A 25,787-nucleotide genomic window follows, 5' to 3' on the forward strand; every position below is an offset into this window, starting at 1 on the left:
CGGGAGAACTTTCTGGTATGGAAGATGCCAATTCATAATACTTAATGGCTTGAGTAAACTGTCGTTCCACATAAAAACAATCGCCTGTGCGGTTGTAGGCATCTCCCAACATTGCCCGATCTCTCTTATCGCTTAGTTTAATATACTTTCTAAACCAGCTTTGAGCTTCAGTGTACTCTTTTTGCTTAAAATAAGAATAGGCAATATTGTAGTGAGCTATTGGGAACTCCTTCATTTCATAAGAACCCGGCTGATAAATAAATTCTCTAAAATCCAGAATAGCTTTTTGGAAATTTTGACTTCTATAATATGCTTCACCGCGCCAATAATAAGCACCGATCTTTAGTGTTTTATCATATTCTCCATATTTCAGGCTATAATCAAAAAACTCAATTGCTTCCCTAAAATTCAGATCGGTAAACAGTTCCAACCCTCTGTAATAAGCCACCCTCTGAATAGCGCGATATACATCACCTGTTTTTCTTTGGATTTTCTCCATTGAAGCCAATGCTTCCCTGTAGTTTTTAGTGGTCAGGAAAGCCTTTCCTAAATATTCATATGCTTCATCAATCCTATCACTTTGCGGGAATAATTCAATAAAGCGCATAAATGAATTTATTATTTCATTAAACGGCGAGAATGATAATTCATAATTCAGCTTGATATAGTTTAGGAAGGCATCCTCTTGTATCGTTTTATCAAATTCAAATTTCGAAGCAGCCTCAAAAGCAACTCTAGCTCGTTTTTTATCATTTACCTTAAGATAACAATCACCCAAGTGATAATAAGCGTTTTGTGCCATTACATCTTCAGCTGATGTAACTTTTGACAAGCCTTTAATAGCATCATCGTAGTTTTTAGTGAAGTAATTTGCAAATCCAAGATGATAATAATCCTCCCTTAACGGCTCATCAGTCAGTTCGATCACTTTCTTATAATATTGAGCTGATTTCGCGTATTGTTCCTGCGCATAATAAGAGTCGGCAATTATACGGTTCATATCTGCTTGTCGCTTTCTGGAACCTTCATTCGTCATTGGTTCAGCATAGCTTATCGCTCCCTTATAATCTTCTTTAAGGTAAAGGATTTGTGCAATGTAGAAAGGAATTACTTTCTTAAAACCCTTATCATTTTCTAAAGCTTTAAACTCGTCTAAAGCGGTTTGATAATTACCCTTTACATATTGAATATGTGCATAATAATACTGAACGGATGAATTATATTTTTCACTTTTACCACGTATTCGATTGAATTTCATTAAGGCCTTATCATATTCTTCTAACATGAAATGCGAATATCCAGCAGAAAAATAATAATGAGCTTGGGTGTCTTCATCCAGCGATGTTGCCTTTACACGATCATACCAGCGGATAGCCTGCTTGTACTTTTTTTGATCTTTAAAGTAATCGCCAAGATGCATTCTGGCATAATGTAAACGATTACTATAAGGATACTCGCTCAAATAGCTTTCCCATAAATATTGGACATCTTCGTTTTCTAATTTTTGAGCGCATAAGCGTGACAAGTACGCTGCCTCAGCCACTAAAGATGAATTGTCATCTTTAGTCTCATCAACAAACTTTGTGAAATTAATACGAGCCAAACCATACTTTCCAAGGCGATACATTTCCATACCTCTTTCATAAAGTTTACTTGGCGAATCATATTTAAGCGATTGTTGTGCAACAGAATAGTGCACCAGGCTGACAAAAAGCAATAAAGCTATTTTTCTCATCATTTGGATAAGGCCTTAAGTTATTGATTGTTTCAATTACAACGTAACGATTCATTTTTTATTTTGAAAAGTTACAGGGTGATAAAGATAACAAAACTGCATAAGTGATAAAGCATACTCACGAGTTATTGATCGGAAAGCAGCAAGTTTAACTACAAAATTTTAATCAAGAAGATCAAAATCAATCTCTTCCTGCTTAGATTCGAATAAACGAGTATCCTCACAACGAATTGTTCGTCCCGGGAATTTCTTAAGAAGATTGTAGTTATGTGTTGCCATAATAACAGTATTACCTGACAAACAAATCTTCTTAAGTAGTTGCATTAAGTCATCAGAAGTATCCGGATCCAGATTTCCGGTTGGCTCATCGGCCAAAATTAAATCCGGCGAGTTTAACAGTGCACGCGCTATGCCAATTCGTTGTTGTTCACCGCCGGAAAGTTGATGAGGCATTTTGTAGCCCTTATGCACCATATCAACATGCGACAAAACATCTCTGATACGTTTGTCCATGTCTTTTTTATCTTTCCATCCAGTTGCCTTTAATACGAAAAAAAGATTGTCGTAAACACTTCTATCAGATAGCAACTGAAAATCCTGAAAGACAATCCCCATTTTTCTTCTCAATAAAGGGACTTGAGTGTTTTTTATTGTCTTAAGTGGATAACCGGCGACGAATCCATATCCTTCCTCCAGAGGTAACTCTTTATACATCGTCTTGAGAAGACTTGACTTACCACTCCCAACTTTTCCAATTAAATAAACAAATTCACCGGGCTGGATAGTAAAGTTCACATCCTGCAGAATCAAGTGTTCCTGTTGCCTGATACATGCATTTTTAAACTCAATTATATTCCCCTCGTTATTCGTGCTTTTAATTGGTTGTTTATTCATAATAATTCAATGGTTGGTAAATTAGATATACCAACCAAAGAAACAATTTTTTTGCGGGATATAAAACCAATAATTATTAACAAGCTAACTAGTGAAGCTTAGACAGAGCTTCCTTTACACGATTAAAGGCCTTTATTAGTAAGTCATCCGCAGCCGCATATGAGAAACGTACGCAATTGTTACTTCCAAAAGCACTTCCTGGAACTGATGCCACATGAGCTTTCTCCAGTAAATACATACTCATATCCATGGATGTGTTAATCGTTACATCACCATTACTTTTACCAAAATACGAACTGATATCCGGAAAAATATAGAATGCACCCTCTGGTACCGCGACTTTAAATCCATCGATATCCTTAACTAAATCCAATACCAGATCACGACGTTTACTAAATGCGACCCGCATATCCTCAACACATTGTTGATCTCCAGCAAAAGCCTGAATTGATGCTGCCTGAGCAATTGAACAAACACCCGAAGTAAATTGACCTTGTAACTTTGTTACTGCTTTCGCTATAGGCGCAGGTGCAGCAATATATCCTATTCTCCACCCTGTCATTGCATAGCCCTTGGATGCTCCATTGATCACAATGGTTCGATCTTTTAAAGGTGAAAATTCAGCCAAGCCAACATGTTTTCCGACGAAGTTTATCTTTTCATATATCTCATCAGAAATAATATAAACATGAGGGTGTCTTTCCAGTACTTCAGCAATGGCCTTTAACTCATCATAAGAGTATACACTACCTGTTGGGTTTGAAGGAGAGTTAAATAAAATTGCCTTTGTATTTGGTGTAATGCTTTTTTCCAACTGTTCAGCCGTAATCTTGAACTTTGTTTCAACGCCTGCATCTATTATTACAGGTGTACCTTCAGCCAGCTTCACTAATTCGATATAACTCACCCAATAAGGAGCAGGAATTATTACCTCTTCTTCTTTATCAATAATACATTGTAAAACATTGGCTAAACTGTGTTTGGCTCCAGCCGAAACAACAATCTGGTCAGGTCTATAATCTAAACCATTATCTGTAGATAATTTATCAACGATTGCTTTTTTCAGATCTGGGAACCCAGCTACAGGAGGATAATGCGACAGATTGTTGTTAATTGCTTTGACAGCTGCATCCTTAATATGTTGAGGTGTATTAAAATCAGGTTCTCCAAGAGTTAAGTTAATCACATCTACACCACTCTCCTGCAGCTCTCTGCTTTTTTGGTTCATCTGAATAGTCTGCGACTCTGACAATGACTTAATTCTGTTTGAAACAACATCTGTACTCATCAAAAAACTCTCCTTTTACTTATTTTGACTTATTTTTCTTTCATTTCAACCCAATGCAAAACATTTTATATCTTGCAATCGATTAGGAACAAAATTAGTTAAAATTTATAAGCGACCAACACTCAATCCCAGATACATTTTAATTATTTATTGTTTTTTTCTTACACATAAAAACAATTGCAGTTTCTTAACAATCAAATTAACTACTTTTACCCACTAATTGTTGTGAATTATTATTTTACAATTTAACAGATTTAAACAACGAGCTGCTAAATTTCACACATATGATTGAATTTGAAGAAATATTGAAGCTATTATGCATTACCTTGTTAGTTGCGTTGCCTCTCTTGATCCTCCTCAGATGGTTTTTAAAACACAACCTTAAACTTAAAGAACTTGAATTGGCCAATAGTACTTTTAAGGAATTGATTCCAACACGCCTTCAAGCATATGAACGTTTGACTATATTATTGGAGCGCATCAATCCTGATGCAATTGTTTTAAGAGAAAACTCTCCTGGAATGACGAGCCTGCAACTTCAGAAAAAACTTTTAAACACCATTCGTCATGAGTTTGAGCATAATTTTGCAATGCAGGTTTATCTTCCTGTTAAAAGCTGGGATGCAATTACAAAATCTCGCGATGAAGTTATCAAACTTATCAACACCTCAGCCGCAGAGATAAATCCAAATGCACCTTCACTAGAGCTTTCTAAAAAAATACTGGAGAAAGGCGTAAATGAAACCTCTTTTTATATTCAGAAAGCCAAAGAACAATTAAAGAAGGATATTCAGTTGTATTATTTTGATTAGAACACCCAATCATAGATGAAAAAAATATCGATTATCACAATTACCTACAACTGTGAGAAAACATTACTTGATACCATCACAAGTGTAAATAATCAAACGGCAAGAGAATTTATTGAATACATCATTGTCGATGGACAGTCAACAGATAGTACAATACAAATTATAAAAGACAATGAACATCTGATTGATAATTGGATTAGCGAAAAAGATACTGGTATTTATGATGCGATGAACAAAGGCCTTAATTTAGCAACGGGAGAATGGGTTGGCTTTTTGCATGCTGATGATTTGTTTTTTGACAACACCATTATCGAAACCATTATCAGCCAAGTTAATAATTCTGAATACAATTGTCTCTATGGCAACCTTAATTACGTCCGGGAAGAGTATCCACACCAAACTGTACGCTATTGGAAGAGTCAGAAATTCACAAAAAAATTACTTAAGCGAGGATGGATGCCACCACATCCAACAGTCTATCTTCGGAAAGATCATATTGACAAACTTGGCTTGTTTAATACCAATTATAAAATTGCCGCTGATTACGATTACATGCTTCGCGTATTCTCTAATGCGGATACCAAGAGTCTTTTCTTAGACCAAACTTTGATAAATATGCGTTTGGGTGGAGTAAGCAATAACTCGATCAACAATATCATTCAAAAATCGAAAGAAGATTATCGGGCATTAAGATTGAATAATGTTGGCGGATTTTATGCTTTATTCGTTAAAAATGTCAGTAAAGTTGTTCAGTTCGTCCAGAAATGATCTAATTAAGATTTATTATTGACTCCATAATATTCTGATGAATAATAGCCGTATTCCGTATCGTTAGCCGAAACATCATTAAGAACGACCCCTAAACTGTTAACATTTTCACTAATTAAATTGTCTACAGTTTGCTGCATATGATCTTTCGAAGAGTAATTTGCGCGAACGACAAACAGATTGCAATCGGAATGATGCATTAACAACCTGGCATCAGCAACAAGTCCAATAGGAGGAGAATCTACCACAATAATGTCAAAATTACTTCGAAGATAACTATAAAGCTGCTCTGTTTTTTCACCAACAATCAATTCACTCGGATTTGGAGGGATTGGCCCCGCTGGAATTGCACTAACATGCTCATATGGTGTCGAATATATAATATCTTCAATCTGAACCTGACCTATAAAATAACTGGAAAGACCATCTTTGTTTTGCAGATCAAACAAGGTTGACAATCGAGGTTTACGCATATCAAACCCAACTAACACGGTCTTTTTTCCTGATATAGCAAACACAGATGCTATATTTTGAGCACAAAAGGTTTTTCCCTCTCCTGTGTTCGAGCTTGTTAATGTAATCACCTGTAACTTATCAGCTCCGGCCATAAATTTAAGCTTTGTCCTTATCGAACGGAAAGATTCACTGATAATTGAATTCGGATGTTCATTAATTACATTCTCAACATCCACTTTACTATGAACCACTGTACCAATTAACGGCACCTTTGGTATCAAAATGTTTAAGTCCTCTTTATTACGCACTTTGGTATTGAGAAACTCTTTTAAACCAATAAAAACGGCTGGTATCAACAAAGCCAATATTAACCCCTTTTTGTAATCACTCGTTTTATTTGGAGACACCAAGGCTACTATCGATGCATTATCTATTATTTCATTATCCGGAATATTACTGGCTTTTGTAATTTGGGTTTCAGAATGTTTTTGAAGCAAAAAGGTATAGATAGCATCATTAAGTTTATATGTTCTATCTATAACTAAATAATCTCTTTCCAATTCCGGTAATTTATCCATATCCTTCAATATCGCATCCAGTTCAACTTCAACCTTATTCTTTTGAAGGTTAAAATTCTTAATGACCTGGTTAATGGCTTTATTTAATAAATCACCGGTTATCTCAACCCTATTATTTAATGTTTGCAAATATTGATTGTCTGATGAGGCCGTAACCTGAATCATTTCAGCTTCCTTTTGTAAGTCAATTAACTGCATCACTAATTCATTAACCAACGCAGTGTTTTCATTGTCTACCGCCGGAAGTAAATACTGTTCAAAATCTCCTGAAACATCAAGATTCTCCTGCAAATATTCATAATAACTAATTTGCATGTTTAACAACTTCAACTCACTTTCCGCCTCATAATATTTTTCCGCTAACCTCTTAGAAAATTCTGAAGGACCCATAAAGCGATTGGTTTTTCGATAGGAAGACATTTGATCCTGAACCTTATCAAGCGTATCTGAGATGGTTTTTAATTGCGACTCAATAAATGAGATTGACCTTGTAGCCATATCATTTTTCCGCTCCAGGTTATGCTCCATTATAACATCGCATAACTCATCAAGAAATCTTACTATCTTTCCTCTGTTTGATCCAACTGATGAAATAAATAGGATACTTGATCCTTCGCTATGAGAACTTACTCCTAAACCGGCTCTATACTCTGATGCTATCTGACTATGTGATTTAAAAATAAAATAATAAGAAGCATCTGGCGTCAGAGCAGCCAAATCATTGCGCTTAACTTTAAATGATAACGGCTTTTCAATTAACCACTCACCTTCTTTAATTACCTTATTTATTTGTAAATTACCAATGCTTCCGGCAAAGCGTTCATCCTTAAAGTTATGGAGATATCCACTTTCACAACTTACATTAACTTCAATATCTCCATTAGAACTAAAAGTCAACTCAATAGGAACGTTTAATAATTGTGGGTGAATCGAATCAAATTCAATAATAAAGGGCGTATTCTTATATAATTCAGTATCCTTAAAACGTCCTTTTTGATAATACGAAACACCAAAATCAAGACGATCAATGGCCTTCTTTGTAATCTTTCGCGATCGAATAATAAACGTCTGATTTTCTACACTTCTAACTTCCGGTGATAATCCAAACCCTTCCATCAGGCTAGCTTGCGAAGACATTTTCTGCTCATTTCCTTTTAGCAACAGAGTAGCTGAAGCCTTGTATACCGGTACGGTATAACGGTGATAAAGTAAAACACTACCAACACAAATTGGAAAAGATATAACGAACAAATACCAGTTCCTTAATATCAAACGAATTAATCTATTAATATCAAACAAGTTATCACTACCTGTTTTTTTCACATGACCGTCAATTCCTTGTTGGGTATTATCAGTATAATTCATTCATAAAAATTTGGCTTGCCAAATATATACATTTTCAAGATTTTAATTACTGTCACTTTCCTTTATATAGTAAGGACTGCGATACAAATACCGGCCTTTAACTTTATCGACACTAAAGCTTTCGCCATTATACACCATACAACCCTTTACAAAGACAAATTCTACACGCCCTTCCAATGGAAAATGCTTGGCTCCTTCTTCGTTTACTCCTGGCAGGTGACAATACAAATTTCTTCGATAATCGGGATTCCAGATCACTATATCTGCATCGCTGCCAATTTGCAGTACGCCTTTTTGCGGATATAATCCCATAAACCGGGAAGTTCTTCCAGCAATCACTTCAATAAGATCTGCCATGGTGATATTATTTTCAGTCACTCCCCAGGTATATAATACCGACAATAAGTTTTTTAAAAGTATATATTCATCGGGCCTGTTATCCACCTGACTATCACTCAACACCCCTTGCCCTGAGAGTTTAATTCTCGGACGGGAAACAAAGAAATTATCTTTCTTTAAACATCTCCAAATATCATCTTCTGATAATAAATTCAATTTATCCACCAATGGAAAACCTGAATATATCGAATTGTTTCCCACAAATATTTTATCCGAATTTGCTATATGAAAAGGGAATAATATTTCAGCATATACCTGACCTGATTTAGATACCTTTTCAATTATATTAAGTTCTTCTTTAAAGCATATATTTAGTACACAGACAAAACAACCGGCATCAATAGCACTGTCTAAAACAGCTCTAAGCTGACTGAGATGATTCGTAATTGTTTCATTATAAATTCTTGACATTTCGGGCTGCCCACTCTCAATATCACCTGGTTTTTGCATATCAATTAAAACAGGAGTATTAGATTTGGCAGCAGCCTTAAAGAGTGAATGTATATGGCTTACCTCTCTTTTCTTTGCAGGCCAGCGTAAGTAAAACGAAGCGATTCCCTCATGAGCATAACAAAACTCCAAGTCCTCGGCATTTAACACCTCCCAATTACTCATCGACAAATGAAAACCATAATCAGCCTTAATATCATACTCCATATTTTTCCGTCTATGCAATTCCTCCTTATAGGAGAATGATATTTGGGGAATAATCGGCTCGATAACGGTTGAAGTACCACATAAAATCTGTGCCTGATTAAACCGTTTAAGAGCCAAATCATCTTGCTTAATCAAATCACTAAATAAGATATTGGTATCAACTGCTCCAGGCAATAAGTACTTTCCACCTGCATCAATAACTGGTGTTTCAGGTTCTGGCCTTTCAATTTTATCGCCTAATTCGATAATTTTCTCATTACCAATTAACACATCTTTATGGTGCACAACACCATTCTCGATAATCTTACCATGTTTAATCAGAACATAATCCACAACGATGATTTTTATATAAATATATTGATTCAACTAAGCAATTACAAATCAAACCACTGCACATAACGTTAAGGCACAAATTAAAAAAACAAGTATCCATATAAAATAACTTTAATAGCTTTGTCCGGTTTTTATCAAGTATGTGGTTTTATCTGGCGCTTATCTCAGCACTGATTCTGGGAATTTATGATGTATTTAAGAAAATGTCGTTGAATAATAATGCTGTTCTGCCAGTTCTCATGATCAGCATTAGTACATCTGCAGCACTATTTATTCCTTTACTATTTCTATCGCAATTCAAAGTTTTACCGTCACATCACTATCTATACATCCCGCCCATAACACTCAAAGAACATTTTCAAATTATCATCAAATCAATAATAGTACTAGGTTCCTGGATATTTTCATTCTTTGCCCTCAAAAACCTACCAATAACTATTGTAACACCCATTAGATCTAGTGGTCCTTTATGGACGCTTTTAGGTGCTATTGTAATATTTTCGGAACAGCTCAATTACATTCAATGGATAGGCATCATCGTTACATTACTATTCTTCTATTTGTTTTCGACCACAGGCAAAGCCGAAGGCATTCAATTCAGATCTAACAAGTGGGTATGGTTTATAATTTTTGCAACTTTATGGGGTGCTGCAAGCGGATTATACGATAAGTATTTATTACATAGAGTGAATCGCCTGGCCGTTCAATGTTGGTTTTCAATCTATCAGGCATGCCTTATGGTGCCAATTATATTACTATTGTGGTGGCCCAAACGTAAGTCCAGCACACAATTTGAGTTTAGATGGAGTATTCCGCTAATTGGTTTAAGCTTAGTAATTGCAGATTTTATCTATTTCAGTGCTGTCAGTCAAGATGATGCCCTTATTTCCGTAATATCTGCCATAAGACGTGGCGGTGTCATTATTGCTTTTGCTATAGGTGCAATCGTTTTTAAAGAGAAGAACATTGTAAAAAAAGGAATATTCCTTGCTGGTATACTTATTGGGATTGGATTGCTTATTATTGGTTCACAGATCAAATAAAGCCGTTCGATATCGAACAGTCAAAATCACGAAACCGAACAGTATGTCAAAAGTCAGCTTCCAGCACTATTTACCTTATCAACTTGTTTTTGTACCAGTTACAATTTATGGCACAAGCATTGATAATCAAACATTGATTGTAACGACAATCGTGTAATGCTAATAGCGCAAAAAAGCAATACAAACCTAACTTATTGCCCAGGATAATGAAGATGAAACACTCACAAGAAAATGGCGATTTCTTTCTACACTATAATAATGAGGTCAAACTCATTAGTTTCTTCATTAAAAATCCAGGCGATCGCCTGAAGGACATTCACCAACACGGTTTCTAGTGTTTTGGCGATAAAGGTGCAATTTCTCTTCAGGCATGGAGGCTGCAACCCGACCCAAAGAGTTCAGCCTCTTTTTTTATTTTCATTTAACAGTCTCCAATCTTCTTCACAGTAATGAAATGTCAATAAATCTGTTAATAACAATTGACAAGCAATCTTGGTCATACTATTAAAAACAATATTTTTGTAGCATTAAATGATAATATATGCAGGATTTCTTGCACGCAAGCCACGATGAGGCACTACATTCGATCGAGCGTTTTGAGAAGATGATTAGCACAGATAAAATCGAATATTTTGACGTGCATCAAATAGAAAACATTTATGATTTCTATTTTGAAAAAAATAAAATTACACAAGCAGAGCAAATACTGGATATTGGTTTAAGCCAACACCCTCAATCATCAAGCCTTTTGGTTAAGAAGGCTTTATTATTGGCGGAAAATGGTGAAATAACCGATGCTCAGCATATACTTGAAAATGTTGCACCTATTGAAAGTAGTAATCCGGATGTTTTTTTAACACTCGGATGGATCATGCTACAGAAAAGTGAACATCAACAGGCAATTGTTCATTTTGATAATGCTGTCCGGGTTGCTTTCGAGGATAAAGAAGATGTATTACTGGAGATCAGTTACAATCTCAATCAATACGAGCTTTATCTTGAATCGATAAAATATCTCGAGCTACTTCTTCAGATAAAACCAAACAATGAAAATGCTTTGTTTGAATATGCATTCTCATTGGATAAAATTCTTGAATACGAAAAGAGCATAAGTGCTTACAATCGTCTTTTAGATGTCAATCCATTTTCGGAAAATGGTTGGTATAACCTTGGTATAATCCATAACAAAACAGGTAACTACACAGAAGCGTGTAAAGCTTATGATTATACGCTTGCTATTAATCCTTCTCACGAAGAAGCCTACTTTAATAAAGGCAATAGCCTGGTACAATCTGGCCATTTCAAAGAGGCTGTTGACGCTTATATTGGACACATTACTTTTACTAATGATAAGACATTAACCTATCAGTATCTTGGTGATTGCTGGGAACAATTAGGCAATTATAATCTGGCAATCCGTTTTTATCAATTAACCATTAAGCAAGCACCTAAATTGGCAGATGCCTGGTATGGACTTGGTACAACACTGATGGAAACCGATAATTTTGCGGGTGGTATTCAGGCAATTGACGAAGCTATTTCCATAAATCCGTTAAACGCGGATTATTGGTTTGCTCATGCCCGAGGTCTTTTTGAGTTGGATAAAGTTGATGATGCTGTCCGAAGTCTTGAAAATGGTCTTAATCTCGATCCTAATGAGCTGACCGGTTGGATAGAATTACTTAAGCTTAAAATGCTACTTTCTGAAAACTTCGATATAGCAAATTATACTTCTGAAATTACATTGAGGTATCCGGAGGTTGCTGCTGTTTGGTATGTGACTGCAATTGGTCATTATCATTTTCTTAAGGATAAGAAAGAAGCTTTAAAAGCATTTTCCTCAGCCATTAAAATTGATCCTAACATTTATACCGACATTAAAGAAGATTATCCTGATTTTCTTGCGGACCAAGAAATCATGAAAATAATTCAACAACATATAGAACAAAACACGAATGAATAATTCCGTAATTTCTTACGTTAAAATTGCAGTTAAAGGCGCAGCAATGGGTGCTGCCAATGTTATTCCAGGAGTATCCGGCGGCACAATTGCCTTAATTACCAATATATTCGAACGCTTAATCAATGCTATTAAATCCTTTAACGGAACCGCCATTCAATTGCTGATTAAAAAGGACTTTAAAGGACTGGCTAAACACATTGATCTATATTTTTTAATAGCTCTTTTTGCGGGAATCGGATTAGCAGTTGTAAGCCTGGCAAAATTATTTGAGTACCTATTTGAAAATTATCCTATTTATATATGGGCCTATTTTTTTGGCTTGGTGTTAGCCTCAGTCTATTTTGTTGGCAAAACGGTAAATAAGTGGGGAACTTCATCCATTATTAGTGCCATCATCGGAACAGGAATAGCCTTGTCCATTTCAATATTGACACCTGCCAGTCAGGATGACTCATTCTTATATCTTATTTTATGCGGTGTGGTAGCAATCTGCAGCATGATTCTTCCAGGACTTTCTGGCTCATTTGTACTTATTTTACTTGGGAATTACCAGTTAGTCATGATTGATGCTATAAACAATATGGATGTAAAAATCCTGTTGCCGGTAGCCATAGGTGCCATTGCTGGTCTAGTTGCCTTTTCTCATTTTCTATCATGGTTATTAAAGAAATATCACAATCAAACGATTGCATTATTAACTGGTTTTATAGCTGGCTCTTTAGGCATATTATGGCCATGGAAAGATGAAATAACAAAACAGTTTGGTAATAAAATCAAGACAGTTGACTTTGATTATTATCTGCCCGAATTCAACCAGGAGTTTTATTTTGCTGCTCTTTTTATTATTTTGGGGATAGTAAGCATTACTGCAACTGAGTTATTAGCATCTAAGAAAAAAAATAAGGCATGAGAACATTTGGTTTAATTGGTTATCCTCTGGCACAATCATTCTCACAAAAATATTTTACCCAAAAGTTTAAAGATGAAGATATTGATGCCAGATATCTCAACTTTGAGATGGAAAATATTGAAGAGCTACCTGAAGTTTTAAAACAACACGCCTATATTGCCGGCTTCAGTGTCACCATTCCTCACAAAGAAATTGTTTTTGAATATCTCGATGAATTGGATGATAGTGCTAGGTCGGTTGGAGCTTGCAATGCTATTAAAGTTAACTGGGATCAAAAAAAACCAAAATTAATTGGGTATAATACGGATTTAATCGGCTTTTCTAATTCTATTAAGCCACTGCTGAGAGAGTCGCATCAGAAAGCCTTAATTTTAGGAACAGGTGGAGCTGCCAAAGCTGTAGCTGAGGCATTCAGGTTGATGCAGATTGATTTTAAATACGTATCCAGAACCAAAACAAATAATAACTTCAACTATCAGGAATTAGATAAGAATGTTCTGAAAGAATACACTGTTTTAGTTAATTGCACTCCTTTAGGCATGTTTCCTAAAATAGATACCTGCCCGGATATTCCTTATGAGTTGTTATCCGAAAATCATCTGCTTTATGATTTAACTTATAATCCTGAAACTACCCTATTTATGCAAAAGGGTATCGATCAGGGCGCTGCTGCTAAAAACGGTCTGGAGATGTTGCACCTGCAAGCAGAAGCTGCCTGGGAAATCTGGAATTCGTAAGTTATTGAAATGGCGGAACCTGTTTTGCCATCGGTTCAAAGACATCTTCAGGATATTCAACATCGACCAGAAAAAGAGCTTGGGCTGGTACTGAAGTGCCAGCTTCACTTCTATCCTTTTTTTCAATAACACTTTTAAACTGATAGATATCCATTTTCCCTCGCCCTACCTCCAGTAAAGTTCCAACAATTGCACGAACCATATTCCGTAAAAAACGATCGGCCTGAACAACAAACACTGTCCCATCATTTTGCTCAATCCATTGTGCTTTGATTATTTTACAATTGTTCGTTTTTGTGTCTGTATGCAGTTTACTAAAGCTGGTAAAGTCACTATAATCAAAAAGCAATTTAGCCGCCTCATTCATCTTCTCAATATCAAACTGGTAAAAAGGACGAAAACTAAAATCTTTCAAAAACGGATTCTTCATCGATTTCAGGTAATAATGATAAGTGCGCGAGATAGCATGAAATCTGGAATGTGCATCATCAGACACTTCCTTAATTGAATAGACAACAATATCATTACCAATAATCCGGTTTAATTTAAAAGCCAAATGAATTGGATCTTCCACCTTGGTAACGCTGTCAAAATGCGCAACAAAATAAGAAGCATGAACACCAGTATCTGTCCTGCCACAACCAACAACATTAATTTCCTGGCGAAGAGCTTTAAGTAATGCATCGTTTAGCACCTCCTGAACACTAATAGCATTTGGTTGTATTTGCCAACCATGAAATCGTGTGCCATTATAGGCCAGTTCGATAAAATATCTATTCATAATTAAAAATAAGCAGACGGATTGCAAAGGTAAGAAAAACGAATCAGCACAATGCACACAGGCATTGTATTGACATCATTTTATGTATTGGCTAACTTTAATATACATAGATAAAGTAACATATTTTATTGTTGTACACCTAAAACTTTACACCATGGAAACGATTAGCAGCTTTAGTATCGATCAAAAAACAGCTCCTATCATGCAAGTATTGGATATTTTGATCCAATCACAGGAAGCCGGAAACCTTGAAGCTTTTTCCGACTGTTTTGCTCAGGATGAAAATACAGTTAATATTGGTACCGATCTGGATGAAATATGGTATGGCTGGTCTTCCTTTTACGAATGGATGGGGACAGCTATTAACAATAAACCAGACTATACGGTTGCCTCAAAAGATACACGAATACAAATCGGAAAGAGCAATGATGTAGCTTGGTACTCGCAGCTTCTGGATACCTGTTTCGAAACCAAAGGGGAACCATTCAGAATAGAAGGTTTCAGACATACCGGTGTGATGGAAAAAAGAGATGGGCGCTGGTTGATTGTGCAGAGTCATATATCAATTCCTGATAACACAAATCCGCAAATTGAATAAACCCATGCTGGTACAACTCTTAAATATATTGATGTGTATAAATATTCAAAACCCTGATTCGATGCGGATGGAGATGGTAAATAATCAACTCATTGCCCGTGGGATAAAAGGCCAGCTTACCTTACAGGCAATGAGTAAAGTTGAAAGGCACCTTTTTGTTCCTCATTTCCTTCAAACATATGCATACGAAGACCGGCCTTTGCCTATAGGGTACAACCAAACCATTTCACAACCGTTCATAGTGGCTTATATGACTGAACAGCTTCAACTCGATCAGGACGATAAAGTTTTGGAAATTGGCACCGGATCGGGTTATCAAGCTGCTGTACTGGCCGAAATTGCAAAAGAAGTTTACACCATCGAAATTGTTAAACCACTGGGGTTACAAGCTGATTCTACATTAAAAGCAAATGGATATAATAATGTAACCTGCAAAATTGGAGATGGTTATCATGGCTGGAAAAACCACGCGCCGTATGATGCTGTAATTATTACTGCGGCACCAAATAAAGTACCGGAAGCCCTGTTTGATCAATTGGCCGAGGAAGGCCGGATGATTGTGCCAGTTGAAAAAAATAATCAACAATATCTGATGCTTTACACCAAAAAAAACAACAAGATAAAAGGCAAAAAATTACTGGCCGTCCGCTTCGTTCCCTTTACCAGGGGCGGCAAATAAACAAAATAGTTGCTGAGGTGTTTTTATTTAAGTAACACATTACCTTATTGTGTAAAAAGTAAGTTAACTTTTAACCATTAACACAAACCGTTATCGCAATTGATACATAAGCGAATTAGTTAATCCTTCGATGAGATTCTTGCCTGAACAGTACAACATTCTAAAAATTGAAAATAAATTAAATCACATGAAATTATTCAAACTTTTATTACTCGGTTTATTGATTATTCCTTTCAACATCAACGCTCAAAACTCTATCCACGATTTTGAAGTAAATACAATTGATGGTAATAAATTCGATTTATCTGAACTTAAAGGAAAAAAAGTAATGGTAGTTAATGTTGCAAGCAAATGTGGATTAACCTCTCAATACGAACAGCTTCAAAAAGTTTATGAACTATATGGTGGTGAGAACTTCACAATTATTGGTTTTCCTGCCAACAACTTTTTAAAACAAGAACCAGGAACCGACGCTGAGATTAAAAGTTTTTGCACGAAAAATTACGGAGTATCATTTCCCATGATGTCAAAGATTTCGGTTAAGGGCGATGATATTCATCCACTTTATAAATGGTTAACTTCCGAAGAGTTAAACAAGCACGGGGATCATAAAGTGAAGTGGAATTTTCAGAAATTCCTGATTAACGAAAACGGGCAGATAGACAAAGTTATCGCTCCAAAAACAAAACCTGACAGTCAGGAGATAATTGAGTGGATTAATGCTTCTTAAATTAAGATTAATGGGAAAAGTTATCGGCATTCAGACTTCTACTATCTTATATGCATTCTTTCTGTATTCCCGGTAGCTTTTCTTTATTTGCTGTAAATTTTCTTACCCATTCTGAATTCACAATTCTCATTCAAAGTCAAAGAGTGTTAAGTGAACCTTTTTTATACTTAGTTGAAGTCAATCATCGTTAAGTTAGCACTCAATAGCATTAAGTCAACTCCAAAATTTTTAGGTTAAGACTCAACCACATTAAGTTAAGGCCACACAATAGTAAGTTGAGTCCGCACAGTTGTAAGTTAATATCACACAGCTATAAGTTGAAATCACATAGCTGTAAGTTGAGGCTACACAGTTGTAAGTGAAAGCTCCCCGTAAGTAAGTGAAAGCTACACGACTGTTAGTGAAAGTTTCACAGCACTAAGTGAAAGACAAACAATAGTAAGTTACTTCCAAACAGGATTTTTGACTTCGTCTATGTACTATTTTAGTAGCTTCTTCGAAAAAAAGAAGGGAGGACAGCATAAAAGCTTCCTCCCTCAAATAATATTTACAGGTATGACTAGTTTAAGCCACGCTTAGAAAGCAATGGCTGTAAAGATGGCTCCTGCCCTCTGAACTTCTGGTATTGAATCATGCCTTCGTCGTCACCACATTCAGATAAGCAGTGTTGACGGAACTTTTGTGCTAACTCCTTATTAAAGATATCACCGCTTTGCTTAAAGGCATCAAAAGCGTCAGAATCCAGCACCGCTGCCCAAATATATACATAGTATCCGGCAGCATAATAATCACTGCTAAAAATATGGCTAAAATAAGTAGAGCGGTACCTTGGAATAATCTCATCAATCAATCCAATTTCATTCATTGCATTCTTTTCAAAAGTTAAGGAATTATCAACCTGATCTCCTGCTTTTAAATTGTGCCAGTTTAAATCAAGCAAGGATGCAGCCAAATACTCAACAGTTGCAAACCCCTGGTTAAAATGACCACTCTTCTGAATTTTCTCAATTAAATTATCAGGAATTACCTCACCTGTTTTATAATGCTTTGCATAATAACGCATTACCTGTGGTTCTGCAGCCCAGTTTTCCATAATCTGCGATGGTAATTCAACGTAATCCTGTGGCACAACACCTGCGGTACGTTTAAATTCGCCAGTTGTAAATAACGCATGTAATGCGTGGCCAAACTCATGGAATAAGGTACTTACTTCATCAAAAGTTAACAATGCTGGCATATCGCCTGTTGGCTTGGTAAAATTACATACAACCGACACCAATGGTGATGTTTTCTTTCCGTCACGGGTTATTGAAGTTCTGAAACTGGTTTGCCAGGCTCCTGGTCGCTTACTATCGCGTGGATGATAATCAAGATATAATAACCCAATATAATCTCCATTGGCCTCGTTCACTTCAAAAACTTCTACTTCAGGATTATAAATCTGGATGTTAGTTGTTTTCTTGAAATTAATTCCATAAAGCTTATTTGCCACCCAGAACATACCATCACGTACATTATCCAATTGGAAATACGGTGTAATTTCTGATTCATCCAGATCGTATTTTTCCTTACGTAACTTTTCGGCGTAATACCACCAATCCCAAGATTCAAGCTTGAAATTACCACCTTCTCTATCAATGATAGCCTGCATTTCCTTAAGCTCATCATTGGCAACTTTACTGGCGGGAGCCCATAAGCCCATTAAAAACTCATCAACATTTTCAGGCGTTTTGGCCATGTTAACATCAATGGCATAATCGGCATGCGTATCATAACCCAGCAACTTAACCCGTTGACTTCTGATCATGGCAATTTTCCGAATAATGTCTTTATTATCGAATTCATTATCATTGTTACCACGCATAAAATAACCACGATAGATCTTTTCCCTTAAGTCACGATTATCAGCATACTGTAAGAATGGGATTAAGCTTGGCTTTTGTAATGTAAATACCCACTTGCCTTCCATTCCATTGGCACTAGCAGCTTCGGCAGCACCACTGATAACACCTTCCGGCAAGCCAGCCAAATCATCCTTATTATCGATTACTAACTTAAAATTTTTGTTTGTTTCAGCTAATTGATTTTCACTGAACTCCAATTGCAGGTTGGAAAGCTCTTCGTTATATTTTTTTAGTTGAGCTTGCTCGTCTCCAGACAATTCAGCGCCGTTTCTCACAAAGTCATTGTAATATTTTTCAGTTGCACGTTTTTGTGCTTTTGTCAGATTCAGCTCTTCACGCTGCTCGTAAACTGCTTTGACCTTGTTAAACAATCCCATATTCATCGAAATGTTATCGGAATGTTTTGTCAACTGAGGCGTTATAGTACGTGCAACTTCCTGAATTTCATCATTATTATCCGTACTCTGAATATTAAAGAATACTGAACTTACCTTATCTAATAACTCACCTGACTTGTCTAGAGCCAAAATTGTATTTTCAAAAGTTGCTTCTTCTTTATTGCTAACAATAGCATCAATCTCCTTTACCTGCTCTTGCATGCCTTTTTCGAAGGCTGGCATGTAATGCTCAATTTCAATTAAATCAAACGGAGGTGTTTGATACTGTGTTTCATAAACGCTAAAAAAAGGATTCATGTTTTCTTTGGTCGTGGTTTGACATCCGGATGCCAGCACTAAAACTGCTAACATCAAGCTAAGTAATTTATTCATTTTTGATATTTTTTGATGAAATTGGATTTAATAAGTTTCAAATCTGAAATTACATCCAAAAGTATAAAAAAAAGACACCCGAAATTCGGGTGTCTTTATGTTGTAGAACTTAAATATTCTTTACGATTTAAGCTGCGCTTCAATTTCCTTTATTTGACCTTTGAAATCTTTATCTGTTTCTATAAGGTTATTAATGGCCTTGCAGGCGTGTAAAACTGTAGCATGGTCTTTTTTCCCAATTTTAGCACCAATCGTTGACAATGAAGAGTTAGTCAGACCTTTGCTAAAGAACATTGCAATCTGACGTGCTTGAACAATCTCACGCTTCCTTGTCTTTGACTGCAAAATATCCAATTCAAGACCAAAGTAATCACAAACCGTTTGCGAAATGGAATCAATCGATATTTCCTTTGTTGTTTTCTTTACAAGCTTATCAATTATCTGTTTAGCCGTCTCAAAAGTTATTTCCTTCTTATTAAGCGTTGCCTGAGCCAACAAAGAAATCAACGCTCCTTCCAACTCCCTGACATTATTTACGACATTACTAGCAATGTAATAAACAACTTCTTCTGGCACATTCAAACCATCCTTGTAAATCTTCTTATTCAGGATAGAAACACGCGTTTCAAAATCAGGAATTTGCAAGTCAGCCGCCAATCCCCATTTAAATCTTGATAACAACCGATCTTCCATCCCCTGCAATTCAACAGGAGCTTTATCACATGTTAGTATTAACTGTTTTCCTGATTGGTGTAGATGATTAAAAATGTGAAAGAAAGTATTCTGAGTTTTAGTTTTACCAGCAAATTCCTGTACATCATCAATAATCAATACATCAATCATTTGGTAAAAGTTAAGAAAATCGTTTTGCGAATTATTCCTAACAGAATCGGTGAACTGTGTTTGGAATTTATTGGCATTCACATACAAAACAGTTTTCTCAGGCATATTTCTCTTTACTTCAATCCCAATTGATTGCGCTAAGTGAGTTTTACCTAAACCTGAATTACCATATAAGAATAGAGGGTTAAAAGCCGTTTTACCAGGATTTTTAGCAACAGCCAAACTCGCGCTTCTGGCTAATCGGTTGCATTCTCCTTCAACAAAATTTTCGAAGTTATAGTCACCATTCAATTGAGGATCTACACTCAATCTCTTAATACCAGGAATTACAAAAGGATTTCGAATATCAGGTTTTTCCTGATTAGCAACATTAACAGGTCGATTACGTAGGTCTGTTTTATTGCTTGTCGGAAAACTCAGTGTGTAAGGTCGTTGGTTAGCTACATGCGCGTTATCCATCACGACATTATATTCCAGCTTCGCATTTGCACCTAATTCTTTCCTTAAGGTTTTACTCAATAAATCAATGTACTGCTCTTCCAGGTACTCATAAAAGAAAAGGCTCGGAACTTGTATGGTTAATACATCCTTCTCAATTTTTACAGGTTCAATTGGTTCGAACCAGGTTTGGTAACTAATCTGTGGTATATTGTCTTTGATTACATTTAAACAATTACCCCAAATTCTTTTGTAATCGACTTCCATTCTTTCTGTTTCCTTTCACGTATTATGTTTGCTAACTACCTTAAATGCGAAAACAAAATTTGTGAAAAAAAAAATGAAAAAAAAACTTAAAAAGACTTGACAAAATACCAAAGACGATTTGATATCTAGAAATCAAGCATTTAAATATAATAGTAGCAAATTACTGATTACCTGCACATTAAAACACAGCCTTAACTTTAAGTTAATACATGAAATGCCCTGTTTTTAAACCTTTTGGATATTTTTCAGAGTACCTTTGATTTTTTTTCAAAAAAATTTAACGGCCCTAATTATTAACATATTTGTAATTTTTTAATTACTCTGGCGACGGGCTTTTTTCAGGCTAATTGGCACTCCATCTTTAAGTGCAACAAGTATTGATTCGTCATAGATTTCTTTAGCTTCGTCTAATATTTTTGAAGCTTCGTCAAAATTAACAGTTTGACCCAATGTATAAACATATCGAGAATCGCGATAATCTTCATACACTTGATACTTTCCATTAAGTATTGTGGTACCTATTTCGAGTGGTTGTTTTGATGACTTAATTTGAACTTCATAAACAATTCCTCCTACACCGTAAGCTCCTTCACTGACAACCACCTTTCTTCCAAAATTAACTGCCGAAAATGAAACATATCGACCCGGATTATGTCTGAAATCGATAAGCAGACGATTTAAATTATTACTAACAGCATTTAATGAATTGTATAACTCTTCATCGTTCATAAGTTTGCCCATAGAGCCTTTCCCTGTATTCAGACTATCCAATAAATCATTGGTACTTTTTAATGTCATTCTTAATTGGTCCACCGTTTCATCAATATTAGAGGCTTCCAACTGACTGGTGAAACCGGCCAGATTTGAGAAAGTCGAATCAATATGTGGCCTTTGTGCTGCCATCATGGCTAGTAGTGAATCAGTACGCTGAAGCATTAATGAAACCTCACCATCTGCCTCCATCTTTTTTGACAGGTTTCTACTAATCGATTCAAAATGTCGTAATGATCGATCCAGATTATACATACTCGACTTAAAGCGCCCTTCTTCTTCACCGAACATCTTACCTATGTTTGTAAGCACAGTATCGAGTTTGACTATCAATCTTTCCGTCTTATCTTTTAGAGGTAATACTTCCATACTCATCTTATCAGCTAAATCACCAATAACAGAAGTATTCATAGTATCACCAACTGCTAACATCTCATCGCTCTTTCCTCTAATAAATTGCACCCCTTTTGACCCCATTAGATCAAGACTGTAAATCTGGGCTTTAGAGTCAACAGGCATATCGATTTTATCAAAAAGCGAAAAAGTAACTAAAAAACGATTGGGAAGAGTCGGATGAAATTTTATATCACGAACTGAACCTATTTTAAAACCTCTAAAATATACAGGACTTGCTTTGGTTAATCCATCAATCCTGTCATAAACTCCATAATATGAGGTGCCCACTTCTATAATGTTTCTACCCTTTAGAAAATTGAACCCCCATAGTAGTATAATAAACGCAACAAATACTGTTAATCCTATTTTGACTTCTCTCTTCATGGTTAGATATTTGGTATTATTATTTTTAAAATTAGAAATGCTAAGTTACAAAGAATAATTCCACTCTTACTTTTCTTCTTTTTGCAGATTTCTTGCCTTCCACACTGGTATCTTTTCTTCACCTTTAAAGGCTACAATAAATGCATCCTCTACCTTTTCTTTAACAATTTTCAATGAGTCCATTATTGAGTTAAAATCGGAACTAGCACCAGTTGTATACTTATATCGTTCCCCTTCTTTAAACTCCCAAACATCATCGAACTTTTTAAATATTGAACTTCCTTCATTCATCTGCTTCTTTGATGATGCAATCTGAATCCTGTACTTAATATCCGATTTTTCTTTCTTTTGAAATTTCGCTAAATCTTCCATACGGCTTTTTGAATCAAATTCCTCTTTATAAGCTCGTACCGCCCTAAAAATAGCAGATGCCATGTAAGTCTGCCCTTTTTTCGATGCGATAAAGCGTTCTTCACTTTGATTTGTAAGGAAACCTAATTCCACCAACACACTTGGCATAGCTGCTTGACGTAAAACCAGGAAACCAGCTTGCTTAACACCTCTGTCACGCCTTCCAACACGTTCTTTAAATTGAGACTGAATCAGTGAAGCCATATGAATACTCTGATCTATATGGATATTTTGCATCAGTTCAAATATAATATACGACTCAGAAGAGTTTGGGTCGAATCCTTCATAAGTCGTTGTATAATCATCCTCAAGTACAATAACCGAGTTTTCCAACTTCGCTACTTCCAGGTTTTCCTTAGTTCGGTGCAATCCTAATACGAACGTTTCTGATCCATATATCTTTGATGTCGATATTGCATTAGCATGAATTGAAATAAACAAATCCGCTTCATTCTCGTTTGCTATTTCCGCTCTTCTGTTTAAAGGAATAAACACATCTTTTGTACGCGTATAAACAACCTTAACATCAGGTAAATATTTATTAATGTATTCACCAAGCTTTAATGCCACGTTCAAAACAATATCCTTCTCCTTCGAAGTCTTACCAATAGCACCCGGATCACGACCTCCATGTCCTGCATCAATAACAACTGTTTTAAAAGTGATTGACTCCTGTCCCTTGCTCGATAAAGTGTTAAAAAGAAATAAAACACCAAAACCTAATAAAAAAATCAGGCGTGTTTTAAATGAATAAATTGTCATACTTTTACATTTATTACAGTTCAAAAATAGAAAAATTATACACACATAAAAAAAGCCTACATACCGCATATTTTACAGCATTGGTGAGCTTGTGAGTAATTTTTATTTATTTTTGTGGACGCTTGAAAAAAATACCACTTTGACACTAATTAATTCTAAAGCATCTAAGGTGCTCAATACAATTGCTTTAACAATTATTGCATTGAGCCTTTCAAATATTACAACAGTAAGTCTGGCACAAGAACCCCAGATTCAAGTTGAAGAAAATGATGATTCTGAAGTTAATGATACCACACAAGTTCACTCAGGAACTTTTATAATTGATGCCGAAGTAAAATATCAAGCAACAGATTCCATTGATTTTGACCTGGAAACTCAAAAAACTTATTTATACGGTGATGCTCAGGTAAGTTATCAGGAAGTGCTTCTTAAAGCCCATACGATTGTACTAGACATGGACAGCAGTACTGCACTTGCTTACGGAACTGTTGATTCATTGGGCACTGAAGTTGGCTTACCAGTCTTTACTGATCCAAGTGGCGAATATACCATGCGCCGAATGAAGTATAACTTCCAAACAGAAAAAGCAATTATTGAGCACATTGTTACAGAACAGGGCGAAGGTTTTGTGGTTGGTAGTAAAGCCAAGAAAATTGAGGATGATTCATATTGCATGAAAGACGCCAAGTATACCACTTGTGACCATCATGATCACCCTCACTTTTATCTCAATTTGACCAAGGCTAAAGTAATACCGGGTGATAAAACCGTTACTGGACCGGCATACTTAGTAGTGGAAGATGTTAAGCTACCAATCGTTATTCCATTTGCCATAATCCCGACTACCAGCTCTTACAGTTCTGGTTTTCTTTTTCCATCGTACCGGGATGAGCAGGTTCGCGGATTTGGTTTGACTGATGGGGGTTACTATTGGGCGGCCAGTGATTATTTCGATTTTATGGTGAAAGGTGACATTTTCACAAATGGTTCATGGGCTATTCGTACAGGAACTAATTATAAAGCCAGATATAAGTATAGTGGCAGGTTCAATTTTCAATATATCACGAATATTTCGAGCGAGAAAGATTTACCTGATTATCGGAAGACAAAAGATATGGCAATCAACTGGACACACAGGCAAGACGCAAAAGCCAATCCATATCAGACTTTTTCGGCCAGTGTTAATTACTCAACAAGTTCATTTGATCAAAACAACATTAATAATTTATACAATCCTGCCAACAACGACATTTCGACCAACACCAAACGTTCAAGTATTTCGTACAGTAAAAGATGGGCTGGTAAACCGTTTAATTTCTCTGCTAACTTATTACACTCTCAGAACAGCAGGGACACTACCATTGACTTAACCATTCCGGATTTGACCTTTACGGTTAACCGCTTTTATCCTTTTAAAAAGAAAGATAAGGTCGGCACGAAGGAAAACATGTTTGAGAAAATTAGTTTGTCGTATACCGGTAATATGAAAAACTACGTGCACGCCAAAGAATCTGAATTAGGATTCTCAGGTGATGATTTTGCTAACCAATGGCAAAACGGAGTGAAGCATAGTATTCCGGTTGCAATGAACCTGAAGTTTCTGAAACATTTTACTGTTACGCCTTCTTTCAACTATACCGAACGATGGTACTTAAACAAAATTGAACAAGGCTACGACGAAACCACCAATACTGTTGTAAATACAGATACTATCACAGGTTTCAACCGGGTTTATGACTATAGCTTTAGTGCAGGGACTTCAACAAAAATTTACACCTTTTTTAAACCCTGGCGAAAGCTATTTGGGAATAAAGTTGATGCAATTCGTCACGTAGCAACTCCATCTGTATCGATGTCCTACCGACCAGATTTTGGCAATACGAAATATGGTTACTACGATTGGTTTGAATACTATGATCCAGATAGAGATGAAATAGTAAGACACGACTATTCATATTATGAAGGAGCAATCTATGGTGTTCCCGGTCGTGGAAAATCTGGTTCCATGAGCCTTAGTTTAGGCAATACCCTTGAGATGAAGGTAAAAAGTGACAAAGACACTACTGGCTTTAAAAAGCTTAAAATACTGGAGAGTTTAAACTTCAGCACGAGCTA

The 25,787-nt window shown here is 36.0% G+C and carries 20 protein-coding genes; 10 read left to right on the plus strand and 10 right to left on the minus strand.

The genetic code is table 11. The annotated features are described in order from the left end of the window. From AC4MRQ_RS05620 to AC4MRQ_RS05630, 3 genes are all read right to left on the minus strand, one after another. On the minus strand, positions 1 to 1,738 hold a 1,738-nt coding region (locus AC4MRQ_RS05620; protein WP_491196674.1), incomplete at its 3' end, for a tetratricopeptide repeat protein. A 159-nt stretch (positions 1,739 to 1,897) separates the two neighbouring features. Beyond that, entirely contained in the window at positions 1,898 to 2,629 is a 732-nt protein-coding gene (locus AC4MRQ_RS05625; protein ID WP_491196675.1) for a cell division ATP-binding protein FtsE, read from the minus strand. An 88-nt stretch (positions 2,630 to 2,717) separates the two neighbouring features. Further along, entirely contained in the window at positions 2,718 to 3,917 is a 1,200-nt protein-coding gene (locus tag AC4MRQ_RS05630; RefSeq protein ID WP_491196720.1) for a pyridoxal phosphate-dependent aminotransferase, read from the minus strand. A gap of 284 nt (positions 3,918 to 4,201) precedes the next feature. Between AC4MRQ_RS05630 and AC4MRQ_RS05635 the strand changes: the two genes are divergently transcribed. Both AC4MRQ_RS05635 and AC4MRQ_RS05640 read left to right on the plus strand, forming a co-directional pair. After that, positions 4,202 to 4,729 (plus strand): DUF7935 family protein, encoded by a 528-nt coding sequence (locus tag AC4MRQ_RS05635; protein WP_491196676.1) that lies wholly within the window; start codon positions 4,202 to 4,204, stop codon positions 4,727 to 4,729. A 15-nt stretch (positions 4,730 to 4,744) separates the two neighbouring features. Next, positions 4,745 to 5,497 carry a glycosyltransferase family 2 protein gene (locus AC4MRQ_RS05640; RefSeq protein ID WP_491196677.1) on the plus strand — a complete coding sequence of 251 codons (753 nt, stop codon included), beginning with the start codon at positions 4,745 to 4,747 and terminating at the stop codon, positions 5,495 to 5,497. Positions 5,498 to 5,502: 5 nt separating this feature from the next. Here the strand turns inward: AC4MRQ_RS05640 and AC4MRQ_RS05645 are convergent, their stop codons facing one another. Further along, entirely contained in the window at positions 5,503 to 7,896 is a 2,394-nt protein-coding gene (locus tag AC4MRQ_RS05645) for a polysaccharide biosynthesis tyrosine autokinase (protein WP_491196678.1), read from the minus strand. Between the two features lie 42 nt (positions 7,897 to 7,938). Then, positions 7,939 to 9,285 carry an amidohydrolase family protein gene (locus tag AC4MRQ_RS05650; RefSeq protein WP_491196679.1) on the minus strand — a complete coding sequence of 449 codons (1,347 nt, stop codon included), beginning with the start codon at positions 9,283 to 9,285 and terminating at the stop codon, positions 7,939 to 7,941. A 140-nt stretch (positions 9,286 to 9,425) separates the two neighbouring features. Between AC4MRQ_RS05650 and AC4MRQ_RS05655 the strand changes: the two genes are divergently transcribed. The 4 genes from AC4MRQ_RS05655 (at position 9,426) to AC4MRQ_RS05670 (ending at position 13,938) form a co-directional block, all read left to right on the plus strand. Next, on the plus strand, positions 9,426 to 10,328 hold the full coding sequence (locus tag AC4MRQ_RS05655; RefSeq protein WP_491196680.1) for an EamA family transporter: 903 nt from the start codon (positions 9,426 to 9,428) through the stop codon (positions 10,326 to 10,328). Positions 10,329 to 10,869: 541 nt separating this feature from the next. Next, positions 10,870 to 12,291 carry a tetratricopeptide repeat protein gene (locus AC4MRQ_RS05660; protein WP_491196681.1) on the plus strand — a complete coding sequence of 474 codons (1,422 nt, stop codon included), beginning with the start codon at positions 10,870 to 10,872 and terminating at the stop codon, positions 12,289 to 12,291. Continuing rightward, entirely contained in the window at positions 12,284 to 13,201 is a 918-nt protein-coding gene (locus tag AC4MRQ_RS05665) for a DUF368 domain-containing protein (protein ID WP_491196682.1), read from the plus strand. Before AC4MRQ_RS05660 ends, AC4MRQ_RS05665 begins: the two co-directional genes overlap by 8 nt. After that, a complete protein-coding gene (locus AC4MRQ_RS05670; protein ID WP_491196683.1) occupies positions 13,198 to 13,938 on the plus strand; it encodes a shikimate dehydrogenase family protein in 741 nt (246 codons plus the stop codon). The genes AC4MRQ_RS05665 and AC4MRQ_RS05670 overlap by 4 nt, the downstream gene beginning before the upstream one ends. 1 nt (position 13,939) lies before the next feature. On the opposite strand, the gene truA is transcribed toward AC4MRQ_RS05670, so the two are convergent. Further along, on the minus strand, positions 13,940 to 14,719 hold the full coding sequence (truA, locus tag AC4MRQ_RS05675) for a tRNA pseudouridine(38-40) synthase TruA (RefSeq protein WP_491196684.1): 780 nt from the start codon (positions 14,717 to 14,719) through the stop codon (positions 13,940 to 13,942). A gap of 154 nt (positions 14,720 to 14,873) precedes the next feature. On the opposite strand from truA, the gene AC4MRQ_RS05680 reads away from it, so the two are divergent. The 3 genes from AC4MRQ_RS05680 to AC4MRQ_RS05690 all read left to right on the plus strand — a co-directional run bounded on the left by AC4MRQ_RS05680 (position 14,874) and on the right by AC4MRQ_RS05690 (position 16,726). Next, positions 14,874 to 15,317 carry a nuclear transport factor 2 family protein gene (locus AC4MRQ_RS05680; RefSeq protein ID WP_491196685.1) on the plus strand — a complete coding sequence of 148 codons (444 nt, stop codon included), beginning with the start codon at positions 14,874 to 14,876 and terminating at the stop codon, positions 15,315 to 15,317. A gap of 67 nt (positions 15,318 to 15,384) precedes the next feature. Beyond that, positions 15,385 to 15,996: a protein-L-isoaspartate(D-aspartate) O-methyltransferase gene (locus tag AC4MRQ_RS05685; protein ID WP_491196686.1), complete on the plus strand. Its 612-nt coding sequence runs from the start codon at positions 15,385 to 15,387 to the stop codon at positions 15,994 to 15,996. A 187-nt stretch (positions 15,997 to 16,183) separates the two neighbouring features. After that, positions 16,184 to 16,726 carry a glutathione peroxidase gene (locus AC4MRQ_RS05690; RefSeq protein WP_491196687.1) on the plus strand — a complete coding sequence of 181 codons (543 nt, stop codon included), beginning with the start codon at positions 16,184 to 16,186 and terminating at the stop codon, positions 16,724 to 16,726. Between the two features lie 559 nt (positions 16,727 to 17,285). Here the strand turns inward: AC4MRQ_RS05690 and AC4MRQ_RS05695 are convergent. The 4 genes from AC4MRQ_RS05695 to AC4MRQ_RS05710 form a co-directional block, all read right to left on the minus strand. Beyond that, positions 17,286 to 19,400, minus strand: coding sequence for a M3 family metallopeptidase (locus AC4MRQ_RS05695; RefSeq protein ID WP_491196688.1), 2,115 nt, complete (start codon positions 19,398 to 19,400; stop codon positions 17,286 to 17,288). A gap of 120 nt (positions 19,401 to 19,520) precedes the next feature. Further along, a complete protein-coding gene (dnaA, locus tag AC4MRQ_RS05700; RefSeq protein ID WP_491196689.1) occupies positions 19,521 to 20,948 on the minus strand; it encodes a chromosomal replication initiator protein DnaA in 1,428 nt (475 codons plus the stop codon). A 312-nt stretch (positions 20,949 to 21,260) separates the two neighbouring features. Beyond that, positions 21,261 to 22,499 carry an MlaD family protein gene (locus AC4MRQ_RS05705; RefSeq protein ID WP_491196690.1) on the minus strand — a complete coding sequence of 413 codons (1,239 nt, stop codon included), beginning with the start codon at positions 22,497 to 22,499 and terminating at the stop codon, positions 21,261 to 21,263. A gap of 66 nt (positions 22,500 to 22,565) precedes the next feature. Continuing rightward, entirely contained in the window at positions 22,566 to 23,672 is a 1,107-nt protein-coding gene (locus tag AC4MRQ_RS05710) for an N-acetylmuramoyl-L-alanine amidase family protein (protein ID WP_491196691.1), read from the minus strand. Between the two features lie 139 nt (positions 23,673 to 23,811). Between AC4MRQ_RS05710 and AC4MRQ_RS05715 the strand changes: the two genes are divergently transcribed. After that, positions 23,812 to 25,787, plus strand: a 1,976-nt coding sequence (locus AC4MRQ_RS05715) for a putative LPS assembly protein LptD (protein WP_491196692.1), incomplete at its 3' end; no start/stop codon positions are given.

It is taken from the genome of Carboxylicivirga sp. (assembly GCF_982718395.1).